General features: G+C 73.3%; 12 protein-coding genes, 3 tRNA genes and 1 pseudogene. 10 read left to right on the forward strand and 6 right to left on the reverse strand.

Features of this window, described 5'->3' with window-relative positions; translation table 11 throughout:
• Window positions 1–107 precede the first annotated feature (107 nt).
• Complete coding sequence (locus G7075_RS05805; RefSeq protein WP_166119802.1) at window positions 108–2396, forward strand: PAS domain-containing sensor histidine kinase; 2289 nt, start codon at window positions 108–110, stop codon at window positions 2394–2396.
• Between the two features lie 220 nt (window positions 2397–2616).
• On the opposite strand, the gene G7075_RS05810 is transcribed toward G7075_RS05805, so the two are convergent.
• The 4 genes from G7075_RS05810 to G7075_RS05825 all read right to left on the reverse strand — a co-directional run bounded on the left by G7075_RS05810 (window position 2617) and on the right by G7075_RS05825 (window position 5604).
• Window positions 2617–3285 (reverse strand): response regulator transcription factor, encoded by a 669-nt coding sequence (locus G7075_RS05810; RefSeq protein WP_166119804.1) that lies wholly within the window; start codon window positions 3283–3285, stop codon window positions 2617–2619.
• A gap of 123 nt (window positions 3286–3408) precedes the next feature.
• Entirely contained in the window at window positions 3409–4347 is a 939-nt protein-coding gene (locus G7075_RS05815) for a hypothetical protein (protein WP_166119807.1), read from the reverse strand.
• Between the two features lie 16 nt (window positions 4348–4363).
• Window positions 4364–4597, reverse strand: coding sequence for a hypothetical protein (locus G7075_RS05820; RefSeq protein WP_166119809.1), 234 nt, complete (start codon window positions 4595–4597; stop codon window positions 4364–4366).
• A complete protein-coding gene (locus tag G7075_RS05825) occupies window positions 4594–5604 on the reverse strand; it encodes a dihydrofolate reductase family protein (RefSeq protein WP_166119812.1) in 1011 nt (336 codons plus the stop codon). Before G7075_RS05825 ends, G7075_RS05820 begins: the two co-directional genes overlap by 4 nt.
• Before the next feature lie 39 nt (window positions 5605–5643).
• Here G7075_RS05825 and G7075_RS05830 point away from each other — a divergent pair.
• Window positions 5644–6626, forward strand: a pseudogene (locus G7075_RS05830) (polyphosphate kinase 2 family protein).
• Here the strand turns inward: G7075_RS05830 and G7075_RS05835 are convergent.
• Complete coding sequence (locus G7075_RS05835; protein ID WP_166119814.1) at window positions 6616–8268, reverse strand: acyl-CoA dehydrogenase family protein; 1653 nt, start codon at window positions 8266–8268, stop codon at window positions 6616–6618. The pseudogene G7075_RS05830 and the gene G7075_RS05835 overlap by 11 nt on opposite strands.
• 32 nt (window positions 8269–8300) lie before the next feature.
• Here G7075_RS05835 and G7075_RS05840 point away from each other — a divergent pair, with 32 nt between their 5' ends.
• The 8 genes from G7075_RS05840 to G7075_RS05875 all read left to right on the forward strand — a co-directional run bounded on the left by G7075_RS05840 (window position 8301) and on the right by G7075_RS05875 (window position 14964).
• Window positions 8301–9440 (forward strand): YihY/virulence factor BrkB family protein, encoded by a 1140-nt coding sequence (locus G7075_RS05840; protein ID WP_166119817.1) that lies wholly within the window; start codon window positions 8301–8303, stop codon window positions 9438–9440.
• Window positions 9441–9548: 108 nt separating this feature from the next.
• Window positions 9549–9621, forward strand: a tRNA-Gly gene (locus G7075_RS05845).
• 22 nt (window positions 9622–9643) lie between these two features.
• Window positions 9644–9714: transfer RNA gene (locus G7075_RS05850), tRNA-Cys, on the forward strand.
• 15 nt (window positions 9715–9729) lie between these two features.
• A tRNA-Val gene (locus tag G7075_RS05855) sits at window positions 9730–9804 on the forward strand.
• A gap of 1032 nt (window positions 9805–10836) precedes the next feature.
• Window positions 10837–12018 carry an IS110 family transposase gene (locus G7075_RS05860; RefSeq protein ID WP_166119819.1) on the forward strand — a complete coding sequence of 394 codons (1182 nt, stop codon included), beginning with the start codon at window positions 10837–10839 and terminating at the stop codon, window positions 12016–12018.
• Window positions 12019–12092: 74 nt separating this feature from the next.
• Complete coding sequence (locus G7075_RS05865) at window positions 12093–12617, forward strand: DUF1990 family protein (RefSeq protein ID WP_240917920.1); 525 nt, start codon at window positions 12093–12095, stop codon at window positions 12615–12617.
• A 240-nt stretch (window positions 12618–12857) separates the two neighbouring features.
• A complete protein-coding gene (locus G7075_RS20885) occupies window positions 12858–13091 on the forward strand; it encodes a CPCC family cysteine-rich protein (protein ID WP_240918015.1) in 234 nt (77 codons plus the stop codon).
• 838 nt (window positions 13092–13929) lie between these two features.
• Window positions 13930–14964, forward strand: a complete 1035-nt coding sequence (locus G7075_RS05875; protein ID WP_205860629.1) for a class I fructose-bisphosphate aldolase — start codon at window positions 13930–13932, stop codon at window positions 14962–14964.
• On the opposite strand, the gene G7075_RS05880 is transcribed toward G7075_RS05875, so the two are convergent.
• On the reverse strand, window positions 14954–15358 hold the full coding sequence (locus G7075_RS05880; protein ID WP_166119827.1) for an STAS domain-containing protein: 405 nt from the start codon (window positions 15356–15358) through the stop codon (window positions 14954–14956). The two genes, G7075_RS05875 and G7075_RS05880, sit on opposite strands and share 11 nt — an antisense overlap.
• Window positions 15359–15363 lie beyond the last annotated feature (5 nt).

Consider the following 15363-nt stretch of genomic DNA (forward strand, 5'->3'; position numbering starts at 1 on the left):
GCGTCAGCGGCACCCCCGACGCGCGCCGCCGCGCCCGGAGCGCTCCGCCGGTGTGATGTGCCTCGGCGCCCTTCCCCGGCCCCGGGAGGATGGGTATCGTCACGATCGTGGGTGACGACCGGGTCCCTCACGACCCCGGACGGACGGCTGCCACGGTCCCGGACCTGGCGGATGCCGACGCGTGGTTCCGCGAGGTGGTCGAGGGGTCCCCGGACGGCGTCCTCCTCGTCGACGACGGAGTGATCCGCTACGTGAACCGCTCCCTCGAGCAACTCAGCGGGTGGTCGCGCGAGGACCTCGTCGGCCGTTCTCCCGAGCACCTGGTGCCCCCGCGCCGTCGGCAACGGCACGTCGCCCTGCGGACGGCCTTCGCGCGCGAACCCCGGCCCCGGCCCATGGGGGAGGCCCCCGACCTCGAGCTGCTGCGGGCCGACGGCACCACCCGGGCGGTGGAGATGGCCCTCGCCCCGGTGGCCGTCGGCGACCGGACACTGACCGTGGCGACCGTGCGCGACGTCTCCCGCCGCCGGGTCGCCGAGGCCGAGCGCGCCCGGCTGGCCCACATCGTCGACCTCGTCCCGGACAGCATCGTCGTCGTGGACCTCACCACCGAGCGGGTCGTCGAGGTGAACCGGGCCGCCCCGCTGCTGCTCGGCCGCCCGGCGTCCGAGCTGCGGGGCCTGCCCGTGGCCGCGTTGGCGGCGGGCGGCTCGCCGGTCCTCCTCGAGGACGGGCGCTCCCTGCACGAGCAGCTGCTGCGCACGGGCGACGGCGCGGTCGTCGAGTGCGAGGTGCACGCGCGCACGATCTCGACACCGGACGGCCCCCGCCTCGTCAACGTCGTCCGGGACGTCAGCGGGCGCCTGGACCTCGAGCGCCGGCTGCGCGCCCAGGAGGAGTCGTTCCGCATCGCGTTCGACCAGGCCCCGGTGGGCATCGCCCTCACCGAGCGGGACTCCGTGGGCGAGCGGACCATCCTGCGGGCCAACCCGGCCTTCACCGCGATGTTCGGGTACGAGCCGGGGGAGCTCGACGGTCGGGACCCCGCGCTGCTGCGACCACCCGGGAGCAGGATCGGTCCCGGATCCACGCGGCCGCACGACGACCTCGTCGACCGCACCGTCGTGCGCCCCTACGCCCGCAAGGACGGCTCGGGACTGTGGGCGGAGGTCCGGGCCTCCCGCCTCGACTCCGGCTCCGAGGAACGGCCCCGGTTCCTCGTCCACGCCGTCGACGTCACCGACCGCGTCCGGGGGGAGCAGGCCTCCCGGCGGCACGCCGCGGTCACGGAGTGCATCGCCGACGTGGCACGGGCCGCCCTGGAGCACCGGGACGAGGACGGGGTGTTCGAGCGGATCGCGCGCGGGGCGGCCGAGGCCCTCGGGGCCGACGCCACCGCGGTGCTCCTCGTCGACAGGCCGGACGAGCCGGAGGCCGTCGTGGGAGGCCATCGGGTGGTGGCCACCTCCGGGCCCCTGACCGCCCGGCTCACCGGTGGCCTGGAGTCACCGGCCGGGCGGCGACTCGTGGTCGACCTCCTCGGACCGCGGTCGGTGGCCGCCTCGCTCACGGCCCGGGCCGCAGACGCGCTCGGTCCGGAGGTGGGGTCCCTCGCGGCGGCCCGGTTCGGCACCGACGGTGCGACACCGGTGGGCGGCATCCTCGCCTGCCGGCGCCACGGCGACCCGCCCCTGACGGCGGACGACCTCGACCAGCTGGCCCGCCTCGCGGTGCAGTCGCAGATGGCGGTGCACCTGTCCCGGGCCCGGGCCGACCAGGAGCGGGTCATCCTGCTCGAGGAACGCCAGCGGATCGCCCGGGAGCTCCACGACACAGTCATCCAGGACGTCATCGCCCTCGGGATGGAGATCAGCGCGGAGGTCGACCGCGAGCGCGACCCCGTGCGCCAGGCCCGCGACCTCGACCGGATCGCCCGGCTCGAGGAGGTCACCCGCACCCTGCGCCGGGCGGTGTTCCAGCTGCGCAGCGGCACGCACCGGGGGTCCCTCGCCCGCGAGGTGGCAGCCGTGGTCGGCGAGTCCGAGCGCGTGCTGGGCCACGCCCCCTCGATCACGTTCTCGGGGTCCCTGGACCGGCTCGGCAACGAGCTGGCCGCGGACCTCCTCGGTGCCCTGCGCGAGGCCCTGTCGAACGTCGCCCGGCACGCCCGCGCCCAGCACACCGGCGTGGCCGTCCGGGTGGTCGACGACGAGGTCGTCCTCACGGTGGAGGACGACGGCGTCGGAACCGAGGACTCGGCACCCGCGGGGTACGGGCTGCACTCGATGGGGGAGCGGGCCGAGCGCCACGACGGGTCGGTGCGGGTGGGTTCCGGGGTGGGGCGCGGGACCCGGGTGGAGTGGCGCTGCCCGGTGCGCGGCGAACCGCCCGCCTGAGCATCGCCGAGAGCACGTGAGAGCGGCCGGCACCCGGGACAACCGTCACTGGAACTGCTCCCCGCCGTCGGGCACGCTCGTCAGCGGACGAGGTGAGGGCAGGTCAGCGTCGACCGGCCTCCGCTCGTCCGCGTGGGAGGGTGGGCCGCCGGGCAGGGGCAGCGCCCGCCCTCCCACCCAGGCCCCGCCGAGCGGTGACCCCGACCGGGTCGCGGTGGGCTCATCCCTCGCGGCGGGCCATGAACACCGCGGCCTGGGTGCGGCGGGCGAACCCGAGCTTGGCCAGCACGTTCGTCACGTGGTTGCGCACCGTCTTCTCGGCGATGCCCAGCCGCTGCCCGATCTCCTGGTTGGTCAGCCCGTCGACGACGAGGTCGAGGATGCGACGCTCCTGCGGGGTCAGGGAGGCGAGGGCCCGTTCTCCGAGGCCTCCGGCCGTGGTGCGTTCCTGGCGGGGGGACGGGAGGAGCGTCCCCCCGGCCGCCACCCGGCGCACGGCGTCGACGAGGTCGGTGCCCCGGATCTGCTTGAGGACGAACCCTGCCGCGCCGGCGAGCACGGCCGCGCGCCGGGCCTCCTCGTCGTCGAAGCTCGTGACCATGAGGGCCCGGATGGCCGGGTCGCGCGACCGGACCGCACGGCAGACCTCGATGCCCGAGCCGTCGGGGAGGCGCACGTCGAGCAGGGCCACGTCCGGGCGCAGCGCCGGGATGCGGCGGGCGGCCTCGGCACCGGACCCCGACTCGCCGACGACCTCGATCCCGGGGGCGGTGTCGAGCACGTCGCGCAGGCCGCGACGGACGAGCTCGTGGTCGTCGAGGACGAAGACCCGGATGGTCGGCGCGGCGGGCGTGGGCGGGTCGGTGGGTGGCCCACCGCTGCGTGTCATGTCGCACCTCCGGGGCGGCACGGACCCGCGCCACCACCTCCTCATCGTATCGCCGCGACCCGGGACCGGGTTCGCGTGCCGAGGGCCCGGCAGCCGACGGGATCCGGCTGCCCGACGGGTTGGTCACGACCTCCGGTCGGGGTCGGTCTCGGACGCGTGGGCCAGCCAGTCGGCGCGCTCCGCCCCGTGGGCGATGGCGCGCACGGCCGAGGACGCGGTGAGCACGGGGACCGGTGGCGCACCGAGCGAGGGGAGGCTCCCTCGGGGGGCGCCGACGACGACGGGGACGTCGACGCCGCGGACCACCGCCTCGAGCTCGTGGAGCAGCGCACGCGACGGGCGGGCCGGGGTGCGGGCCAGGGCCAGCAGGACCGCGTCGACCTCGGTGGAGTCCAGGAGCGTGCCCACGACGTCGGCCACGGCAGCCGGGTCGGCGACCGGGTCGAGCGACACGGGGTTCTCGGCCCGCCCGACCCCGTCCGAGGCCAGGGCCAGGCGCCGCTCGCACGAGGCGGTCAGCCGCGTCACGGCCAGTCCGGCGCGCTGGGCGGCGCGGCCGACCTCGGCGGCCAGCAGCGCGGACGAGGCGACCACGCCGAGTCGTGGTCCCCGGGGCGACGGTTGGGAGCCGAGCAACAACCCGGTGTCCGCGAGGTCGGCGAGGTCGGCGCAGCGCACCAGGCCCGTGCGCCGCGCGGGCGACCGCGCCGTGCGACGCGGTGGGACGGTGAGCAGCGGCTTGCGCCGCGCGAAGGCCCGCGCGGCGCGCACCAGCGCCGGCGACGTCGACGAGGTCCCGAGGCAGACCGCGGCGGCCCGGATGGTGCCGTCCTCGGCCCAGGCGGCAATGAGCTCCTCGGGCGCGACGTCCACCTCGCCGAGGGTCACGGCCCACGCGAGCCCGGCGTCGTGCCTCCGGAGACGCTCCACGACCGTGCGCGTGACGTCGGCGGAGTCGGTGAGCAGGGCCAGACCCCCGCCGCCCGAAGGGTGTTCCGAGGCGCCCGCGCCCCGGGGCGCGTGGGTGCCTCCCTGCGGGTCACCGGGCCTCCGGGGCTCCACCGCAGGGCCCCGGTCCTCAGACGAACACGGCGGGCCCGGCGTCCGACCACGGGGGGGCGGCGGGCACGACGGGGTAGACGAGCAGGTCGAGCTCGACCCGGAGCGGGTCGAGCACCTCCCGAGACGGGCCGGTGGGCCCGGCCACCGCGAACCGCGAGCCCCGGGTGGCCACCTCGTCGTGCAGGTCGCTCAGCAGGGTGCGCGATGCGGGGACGAGGAGCGCCCGGCTGATGTCGAGGACCACCGTCACGGCTCCCGCGCAGAGCGCCGTGTCGACGAGGCGGCGCAGCGCCTCCTCCTGGGCCGCGTCGACCGTCCCCAACGCCTCGACCACCGCGACCCCGCCGGTCCGGTGCAGTCGGGGCGGGTCGGCGACGCTGGTGGCTGGTGTGGCGGACATGGCGACCTCCCGAGGTGGTGGACCTCCACGGTCGCCCGGGCGGTCCGGTGGCGGCAGGGACGAACGTCCCACTCCCGTGCCGTGCGGACGGCCGGAGGGGGTCGGAACCGGCCGTCAGCCCGGGCGACGCGCCAGAGGCCGAGCAGCGTGCCGGCCTCCTCGACGAGCAGGTGCGGACGGACCCCGACGCCGCCCGGCTCCGCGAGCGGAGGTCCGGTGACGATGCGCCGGAAGTCGCCGCCGACGACAGCGGGCGCGATGGTCGTTGCCATCTCGTCGACGACCCCGGCGGCGAGCGCGGTGCCGAGCAGCGACGGCCCGCCCTCGAGCAGGACGTGCCGCAGCCCCCGCGCGGCCAGGGCGTCGAGCGCGGCCGGGAGGTCGACCGACGGTCCGCCGCAGACGAGCACCGCGTCCTCGCCGAGGGCCGACCGGGCCGCGCGCAGGGCCTTCGCCCCGGCCCCCTCGCAGGTGACGAGCAGCCCGTCGCCCCGTCCCTCGACCGGAGTGCGCAGGCCGTCGGGGACCCGACCGCTGCGCGTGACGGCGACGAGGGCCGCCGGCACCGGGGAGTGGCGCGTCGGCCGCACACGGGTGTACCCCTCGTCGCGCACGGTCCCGGCCCCGACGAGCACCGCGTCGGCGTGGTCGCGCAGCAGCGCGAAGACCCGGTGGTCCGGTGCGGTGTTGACCGACCCGCTGCGCCCGTCGGCCCCGACCGCCGACCCGTCGAGCGTGGTCACCATGTTCGAGCGGACCCAGCGCCCCCGCGGTGGGCGGTAGAGGTCGCGCAGGGCCTCGGCGCCGAGCCGCGACCCGGGAGAGGCCGGACGGCGGGGGTCGAGGAGCACGCGCATGGCGGCATCCTCGCAGCCCGGCTCTGCGAGGATGCCGCCATGGGCAAGGGTGCGAAGAAGGCGGGGAAGACGACGACGGCCGACGAGGCGGGTGTCGACGCGGCCGAGCTGACGGGCAAGGCGGCGAAGAAGGCCCGCAAGAAGCGCGAGAAGGCCGAGAAGGCCCGGCAGGCGGAGGCGATCGCCGCGTCGTCGTGGTCGGACCTGCTGCGGGTGGGCGCCGGGTTCCAGCTGAGCGACGTCGGTCCCTCCTCCACACCGGGTTTCGACGGTGACGAGAAGGACGCCGACCGCGTGATGGCCGGTCTCCAGAAGCGGCTGGCCGACCTCCAGGAGCGCCTCTACGCCGAGTCCAAGGGCGGCGGCACCCGCTCGGTGCTGCTGGTCATCCAGGGCATGGACACCTCGGGCAAGGGCGGCATCATGCGGCACGTCGTCGGGGCGGTCGACCCGCAGGGCGTGCGCATCACCGCGTTCAAGGCCCGAGCGCGGAGGAGCGACGGCACCCGTTCCTGTGGCGGATCCGTCGCGCCCTGCCCGCGCCCGGCATCATCGGGGTCTTCGACCGCTCGCACTACGAGGACGTCCTGATCGTGCGGGTGCACGACCTCGTGCCGCCGACCACCTGGTCCCGCCGTTACGGCCAGATCAACCGGTTCGAGGAGGGCGTGGTCGCCGACGGCGCCACCGTGGTCAAGGTGATGCTCCACCTCTCACCGGCCGAGCAGAAGGCGCGACTCGGCGAACGGCTCGAGCGCGGCGACAAGTACTGGAAGTACAACCCGGGCGACCTCGACGAGCGCGCCCACTGGGTGGAGTACATGGAGGCCTACCAGGTTGCGCTGGAGCGGTGTTCGACAGCCGCCGCGCCGTGGCACGTCGTGCCCGCAGACAACAAGTGGTACGCCCGGCTGGCCGTCACCAACCTCCTGCTCGAGGCGCTCGAGGGGATGGACCCGCAGTGGCCGGCGGCCGACTTCGACGTCGACGCCGAGCGGGAGCGGCTGGCCCTCAGCCCCTGAGGGCCCGGTCGAGGATGTCGGCCGACGCCGTCAGTCCGATGCCCGCGTCGAGGGTGCCGAACACCGCGCCCCGCTCGCCGCGCACCCGGCTGGCGACGAACGCGTCGGCGACCGGTCCGGGGGAGTACCGCACGAGCAGCGCGGCCTGCAGGGTCACCGCGAGCAGCTCGACGAGCCGCCGCGCGCCCCACGGTGCGTCCGCGCCGAGCGCCGTCGCGCCGGCCGCCTCGCACGCGTCGATGGCCTCGTCGAGTGCCCGGTCGTGGCCGCGGGCCAGCGCGAGCTCCTTGCCGACGGCCGCGAGTGACGCCGGCTCGCGGGTGATGGCCCGCAGCACGTCGAGGGCGCCGACGTTGCCCGAGCCCTCCCAGATCGAGTTGAGCGGCGCCTCGCGGTAGAGCCGGGCGAGGCCGTTCTCCTCGACGTACCCGTTGCCGCCGAGGCACTCCAGCGCCTCGGCCACCATCGGGGCGGTCCGCTTGCAGACCCAGAACTTGCCGAGGGCGACGCCGAGCCGGGAGAGGTCGTGCTCACCGGCGTCGACCGCGTGGGCCAGGCGCATCGCGAGGACGGTCGCCGCCTCGGACTCCAGCGCGAGGTCGGTGATCACGTTGCGCATCAGCGGCTGGTCGACGAGGCGGGCGCCGAACGCGGAGCGGTGTCGCGCGTGGTGCACGGCACGGGTCAGTGCGGCGCGCATCGTCGCGGTCGAGCCGAGCACGCAGTCGAGCCGGGTCGAGGCGACCATGTCGATGATGGTCCGCACCCCGCGTCCCTCGTCGCCGACCCGGACCGCCCACGCCCCCTCGAGCTCGATCTCCGAGGAGGCGTTCGAGCGGTTGCCGAGCTTGTCCTTGAGGCGCTGGAGCCGGACGGCGTTGCGTGCGCCGTCGTCGAGGACGCGGGGGAGCAGGAAGCAGGTGACGCCCGCATCCGTCTGCGCGAGGACGAGGAAGCCGTCGCTCATCGGGGCCGAGCAGAACCACTTGTGGCCGGTGAGCCGGTGGGTCTCGCCCACGAGCGGGCCGCCGGGCTCGGCGACCGCCCGGGTGGTGTTGGCCTGCACGTCCGAGCCGCCCTGCTTCTCGGTCATCCCCATGCCGACGGTGAGCCCGGGCTTGTCGCGGCGGGCCCGCAGCACCGGGTCGTAGCCGCGGGCGGCCAGGCCCGGCAGCCAGCGCGCCGACACCTCGGGGGCCGCGGCGAGCGCCGGCGCGGCGGAGTAGGTCATCGACACCGGACAGAGGTGCCCGGCCTCGACCTGGGACCACACGACGAACGCGGCGGCCCGGCGGGCGTGCGCCCCGGACCCCTGCGGTCGGGTCCACGGCTCGGCCGTCAGTCCCTCGCCGACGGCGACCTCCATCAGGCGGTGGTAGGCGGGGTGGTACTCGACCTCGTCGAGCCGCTCGCCGGTCGGGGAGTGGGTGCGCAGGACGGGGGTGACCCGGTCGGCCTGGTCGGCCCAGTGGCGCACCTCGGCGGTGCCGGCGAGCCGGCCGAGGTCGGTGAGGGCGGCGGCGCCGTCGGCGTCGTGCGGCTCGACCCACCGCGCGACGGCCTCGGAGAGAGCGGGATCGGCCCCCAGCACGTCGTGCCCCTCGAGCGGCGGCACCTGGTTGGTCACGTCGTGGGTGCGCACCGTTGCACTGTACGGCGGATACCGTGGGGCGCATGACCGACGCGAAGCGCCGTGTGCGCCGGGCCCTCGCGCGGGTCCCGGGGGCGCTGCCGGCCGCACGGCTCACCGTCGTGACGACCCGCATCTGCCTGCGCTACCGGGTGACCGGGCTGGCGTCCGAGGCGGGCTTCTTCGCGCTCCTGTCGCTGCCACCGCTCGTGCTCGGGCTCTTCGGTGGTCTTGGGTACCTCAAGGACTTCCTGGGTCCCCAGACCGTGGAGGACGTGCGCCGGGCGATCATCGACTACGCCACGCAGTTCCTCACGTCCGACGTCATCGACTCCGTGCTGGGGCCCACCGTCGACGACGTCTTCCGCGGCGGGCGGGCCGACCTGCTCTCCATCGGCTTCCTGCTGTCGCTGTGGTCGGGCTCGCGCGCGGTCAACGTCTTCGTCGACACCATCTCGATCATGTACGGGCAGTCGGGGGTCCGCGGCATCGTCCAGACCCGGGCGCTGTCGTTCTCCCTGTACGTCGTCGCGCTCGTCATGGGGATCATCACCATCCCCCTCGTGCTCCTCGGCCCGTCGATCCTCGGCGACATGCTGCCGAAGCCCTGGGACTGGCTGACCCTCCTGTACTGGCCGCTCGTCACGCTGCTCACCGTCGGCGGTCTGGCCAGCCTCTACCACGTGTCCACCCCGCACCGTTCGCCCTGGACGCGGGACGTCCCGGGTGCCGTGCTCACCCTCGTCATCTGGGCGCTGGCCTCGTTCGTCGTGCGCGGCACCATCAGCGCCTCGATCGGCGGCACCTCCATCTACGGGCCGCTGTCGGCGCCCATCGTCATCCTCATCTGGCTCTACGCCCTGGCCATCGCCGTCCTCATCGGCGCCGCCCTCAACGCGGCGATCCGCGAGCTGTGGCCGTCCGACGAGCGCCGGGCCCTGCACACCCGCCTCATCGACCGCGTGCGCTCCTCGCGGGACCGGCGGGAGGACGCGCAGGCGGTGGCGGCCCGCGACCCCTTCGAGGGCTACGCGATGACCGACGACGACTCGGCCGACGACCTCGACCTCGGCAGCCTGCGGGAGGCGGCCCAGCGGCCGCTGACACCGCTGGCGCAGACCCGCGCGGACGACGGCTCGGTGGTCGCGAAGGACCCGGTCTCGGTCGCCGAGTCCGACCGCTGAGCCGACGGCCCGGAGCAGGGTGCCGGTTTGGTGAACGCCTCGCGGATCGGATACTGTCTCCGAGCACGCCAAGCGGGGATTCCGGTCCGGAATCGTCGGTCTGCGCGCGCGGATGTAGCTCAGTTGGTAGAGCGCAACCTTGCCAAGGTTGAGGTCGCCGGTTCGAACCCGGTCATCCGCTCGGAGGGTTAGCCGCCCCCAGTGGTGGAGTGGCCGAGAGGCGAGGCAGCGGCCTGCAAAGCCGCGTACACGGGTTCAAATCCCGTCTCCACCTCGAGAAGTACCCCTCGGGCGATTGGCGCAGTGGTAGCGCGCTTCCTTGACACGGAAGAGGTCACTGGTTCAAACCCAGTATCGCCCACCATCGAGAACGGCCCCTGACCTGCGGAGACGCAAGGTCAGGGGCCGTCGTCATGTCCGGCGTGGAAGCCACGTGGAGGATGAGCTCGCGGTCATCCCGGCCGACCGATGGTCGGCTGAGGGCTGACGAACGCTGTGCGTCAGCCCGGGGGTGACACGCGCGGGTGACGGGGTCGGCGTCCGAGCGCGGCATTGCCGAGGCCGACATCCTGCACGCGCTGGCCACTGCGGTTCGACTGGTCGAGGGCGCACAGCACGGAGGCCCCGGCGTTGCGTTCGCGCACCCTCCCGAAGAAGTGCGCTCCGTTGGAGGTGCCCCTCCAGTCGTGACTCGACGTGTCCCTCAGCATTGCAGCCACTCACGCGGCTTCACCAAGGGCGGGTTGAGAGTGAGACCCACTCGGCTCCGTGGGTGGAGAACGCGAGCACGACAGATGGACGTCAACCGAGGACGTTCGTTGGTTCGTCCGCGCACGCCTTCAGCCTGCGCACGAGCGAGGACGGCGGTCGCACTGGACCCATTGCTTCGGGCTACCGGTCCCACTGGACGTTCCCACTGGAGGTTCACGACGAGGGACATGATGCTCCTCTGACGCTGGAGCAGGGACGCTGGCGGTGGCTAGAGCCGGGTCAGGAGGCCACCGCTCGTCGGCATCCACTCGCTCCAGACTTGTGGCCGCCACTCTCGCCGGGCCTGCAGCTGACGATGCAGGAAGGGGCTCGGGTGGTCGGCGTGGCTGAGGTCATCGAAGTGGTCAACCCAGGCAGTGGCCACCCATCCCCAGCGTGATCGCCACTTCACGATCCGCGGCTACTTGGAGACTGGTCGCAGGATCGGTGTCTGGCCAGACTCGGTCCAGGTGCTCGGCGAGACGCTCGAGTCGCGGCTGCCCACCGGTGTCATTGGTGTGGCTCTCTCATGGCATGCGTTCTCGTCGGGCGCCGTGCGAGGAGAGGCTCGAAAGGGGTTTGTTCCGCTCGAAGTAGCAGTGCCCTCCTCGCTGTTTCGTCACCAACGGTGAAGGAGGACGCGGCGATGGGCGTGATCATCGGGATGGATCCACACAAGCGGTCGGCCACGATCGAGGTGATCGACTCCACCGGGCGACGGTTGTCGGTCGGCCGGTTCGGTACGGACAAGGTCGGCTACGCCGAGATGCTCGCCGCGGGGCGGGCACATCGGGAGAGGGTGTGGGCGGTGGAGGGCTGCAACGGCATCGGCCGGCACATCGCGCACCGGCTGGTCCATGACGGGGAGACCGTGCTGGACGTCCCGGCGAAGCTGTCGGCGCAGGTGCGGACCTTCGCCACCGGCAACGGGCGCAAGACCGATCCGGTCGACGCGCACTCAGTGGCCCTGGCCGCGTTGTACGCCCCGCCCGACCCGGGCCTGCACCAGGTTCTGGTCGAGGAGGACCTCGTCGTCATGGGGTTGCTGGTGGACCGCCGTGACGAGCTGGGCCGGGCCCGCACCCAAACCCTGAACCGGTTGCACCGGCTGCTGCTCGAGCTCTTCCCCGGCGGTGCCAAGCAGTACCTGTCCGCGCCGCAGGCCCGCGCCTTGGTCGCGACCACCAAACCGCGCGACCTGCCCGGCAAGACCAGGCGGCGGATCGTGGTCGAGCTGATCGGTGCGCTCGAGGCCATCGACCGCAAGATCAAGACCGCGGAGAAGGACCTGACCGCCCTGGTCACCGAACGCGGCTCGAGCCTGATGGAGCTGACCGGGATCGGACCCACCGGCGCCGCCCGGCTGCTGGCCGACGTCGGCGACATCCACCGCTTCCGCGACAAGGACCGCTTCGCGTCCTGGAACGGCACCGCACCCCTGGACGCCTCCTCCGGTGCCCAGCAACGGCACCGGCTCTCCCGCGCCGGCAACCGCCGGATCAACCGGACCCTGCACATCATGGCCGTCGTCCAGCTGCGCAACCCCACCCCGGGCCGGGAGTTCTATCGCGCCAAGAAGGCCGGCGGGACCCCGTCGATGATGGCCATGCGCTCCCTCAAACGACGCCTGTCCAACATCGTGTACGCCCGCATGCTCTCCGACCAGCAGCGCCGCGACCACGACATGGCGACGGGCCCAGGAGGGCAACGAGGTAGCGACTCTGACTCCAGCGCGACCGGCTCACAACCTCACACCGGCACTTCGGACAAGCCTCTTCCTGGACCCGCCACGACCAAGCCTAGAACCCCGGTCCCGGCCATGTCTTGACCTAAAGGGGTGCCATGAGCGGGAGGGTCGATCAACCCGCTGCCAGGCGCAGGGGTCTGGGCGAGACTGGTGACGTGACTGAGTACCTGAGCTACGACGCGCCGGGGGCGACCCGCGTCGGTGAGCTGACCTGGGCCTCGACACCGACTGGGTACCGCCGCTACGAAGGATCGAGCCTGCTCGGGCACGGCCAGGAGGTGTGGGACCGCGCGTCGTCAGCGGTCCTGATGTGGGGTGTCAAGACGAGGAGCGGATTCGATGTATCGCTCGGGCCCGATAGCGAGCTCCGGGTGGCGCCCGGACAGGATCGTGTGCTGGTCGCTCGTCTGGGGCCCTGGCTCCTGCGGGAGCCCGTGCGAGTCATGGGGGTCATCGATGAGGCGGATCATTGCGGCTTCGCCTACGGCACCCGCAAGGGTCACCCGGTCTCGGGGGAAGAAGCCTTCATCGTCCATCGCGCTCCCGATGGCGGCGTGTGGCTCACCCTGCGGTCCCTGACCAGGCCAGGCGAGGGCTGGTGGCGGATCGTGTTTCCACTGACCTTGCTTGCGCAGTACGGGTACCGCACTCGTTACCGACGAGCCCTCAGAGCCGGATGAAACAACCGCTCGATCTGCGGCATGAGCGGTAGTTTCGGCACCGCGCACGCCCATGAGCGCTGGACCGGCCACAATGGGCCGGTGACTTGGTTCCCTCGGCGAAAGCGCGCAGGCGGCCAGGCGTCGTCCCCAGTGGTTCGAGGTCCGCATGACGACCCATCTCTGTCGGACGAGGAGCTGATCGCCCAGAGAACCAAGTGGTTCGAGGCGTACACCGCGCAGCAGAACGTCTTTGCGGACATGTCAGGCGGGCCGTACTCCTGTCCCTGCTGCGGACACGTCACCTTGGCCGAGCGGGGAGGGTACGAGATCTGCGATGAGTGCGGATGGGAGGACGACGGCCAAGACGATCACGACGCCGAGGTTGTGCGTGGTGGTCCTAACGGCCGCGAGAGCCTTGCATCTGCCCGCGCTGCCTACATCGGCGAAGGGGGCACCCCGTTGCCGCACCGACGGCCAACCGACCGGGCGTAGCGCCGAGCACACAATCTAACGGCACTATGTGCGGCATGAGCGCTGGACTACTCGGCGGAGCCAGCGGCCGGGGAAACCGGTGCCATGACGCCGGTTTGTCCGGTTCCTTCCCGTGATCGCGCGCGAAGGGTGGCAGACGGCTCTCGATCGCCGCAGTAGACGACCGTCTGCCACCTTTCGGGCAGACACCCTCAATTCGGCATGAGCGGGAAATCATGAGGGCCGTTTGCCTTGCCGGCAGCGGCGGTTGAACGCGTCGAGCAGGGTTGTCAGAACGTCCGTCAACGAGCGAGGTCGCGGTCGTAGATACGGCTGGTGCCGAGCCGGAGGGACAGCTCGAACAGCATCGAGGCGTAGTCCGAAGATGCACGCGGGCGGGCTTCGGCGCAGAGAGGATCCTGTGCTTTCGCGGTCGGGCAGTGCGCGTCGCCCGGCCGGTCTCCACTCCCCGGACGAGACCAGGCGCCTCTCGTCGACGGGCCAGTCCTCGGCACCGACCCGAGCGTCGAAGTGCACCGGCCCCTTGTGCGTCGCCGGGTCGGGTCCGGTGTACGGCGCGCGCCACCGTGCGGACGGCAGCTTCTCGACGTGCCGGAGGACCGCTTGCCCGCTCTTCTCACCCCTTCATCACCTCGCGCACGAGGGGCGGCGGACGGACGACCTCCCGGAGCGCGTCATGGAAGACACCCGGACGATGAGGGCTCGAATCTGGTCACGTGTGGCGCCTGGGGCCGTTCGCGTGCGGGGCTGTCCCCGAGGGACGAGAGCGGGCGGGACGTCTGACCCTCGCCGCCGCTGGCGTCGGGGCGAGCATCGTCGGTGAGGGAGGCGTCGGGCCGTGAGGCCGGGGGCTCGGGTCGGGCGCCTCCCGGTCGCCCGGGACCCAGGCGACAGTGCCTCACTGCAGGAGGTCGGACCCCTGAGCCGCGCCGTCGACGAGATCCTGTCCTGGTACCCCGCGGACCAGCCGGCCACGCTGCGACGGCTGCGTCGCATCCTCGAGCAGGGGCGGACCGGCGGCTCGGGCCGGCTCGTGGTCCTCCCGGTGGACCAGGGGGTCGAGCACGGGCCGGGCCGCAGCTTCGCGGTCAACCCCGCGGGCTACGACCCGCGCTACCACGCCCGCCTGGCCCTCGACGCCGGCTGCAGCGCCCATGCGCTCCCGCTCGGGGCGGCCCGGGTCGTGGCGCCTGCGTACGCGCAGGACCTCCCGCTCATCCTCAAGTGCAACGGCGCCGACGGGCTGTTCGTCGGCGGCGACCCCCAACCGGCGGTCGTCGCGGGGGTCGAGGAGGCCCTGGCCCTCGGGTGCGCCGCCGTCGGGTTCACCATCTACCCCGGATCGGCCCGTCGGAACGCGATGTACGAGCAGCTGCGGGCGTTGGCCCGGGATGCGGACGCCGCCGGCCTGCCGCTCGTCGTCTGGTCCTACCCCCGGGGCAGCGGTGTCTCACAGGAGGGCCGGACCGCGGTGGACGTCGTGGCCTACGCCGCGCACCTGGCGTGCCAGCTGGGCGCACACATCGTCAAGGTCAAGCCGCCCTCGCCGTTCCTGGAGTCCGACGCGGCACGCACCGCCCTCACCGGGGCCGGGGTCCCGCTCGACACCCTCGCCGACCGGGTCCGCCACGTCGTGCAGTCGGCCTTCGACGGCCGGCGCATCGTCATCTTCTCGGGCGGCGCCGCGAAGGGGACCGCGGAAGTGCTCGAGGAGAACCGGCAGACCGCTGCCGGTGGGGGATTCGGCACGATCATGGGCCGCAACTCCTTCCAGCGACCGCACGGCCAGGCGGTGCGGCTCCTGCGCCAGGTGATGGACATCCACATGGCCGCGGCCGCCTCCGGTGCACGGGAGGCCGGGGTCACACCGTGACGCCGACCCCGTCGAGGTGGGCCAGGGCCGAACCGAGCGTGGGGTAGGCGGGGTACAGCGCCGCGACCCGGGCGCGGCGCAGGACCTCCTCGGCGGCCGGCGACACCCCCGTGAGCACGAACGGCACCCCGGCCCGCCACGTGCGTCGGCGCAACAGCCCGAGCAGCCCCACGACGAAGTGGGTGAGCTCGACCCGGGCGAGGTCCGCGACGAGCAGCCGGGGGCGCCGGCGCAGGACCGCCTCGACCTCGGCCAGCGTCGACTCGACGCTCGCTCCCGACACCACCGGCGCCGTCGGGTCGAGCGTCCCGGTCAGCGTGATGACCGCCGTGTCGCCGAGACGGCGTGCGGAGGAGGTGAGCGGACGGGGGACGAGGACGGTTGCTGACGGCATCGGTG

This window comes from Phycicoccus sp. HDW14 (assembly GCF_011383005.1).
Classification (GTDB): Bacteria; Actinomycetota; Actinomycetes; order Actinomycetales; family Dermatophilaceae; genus Phycicoccus.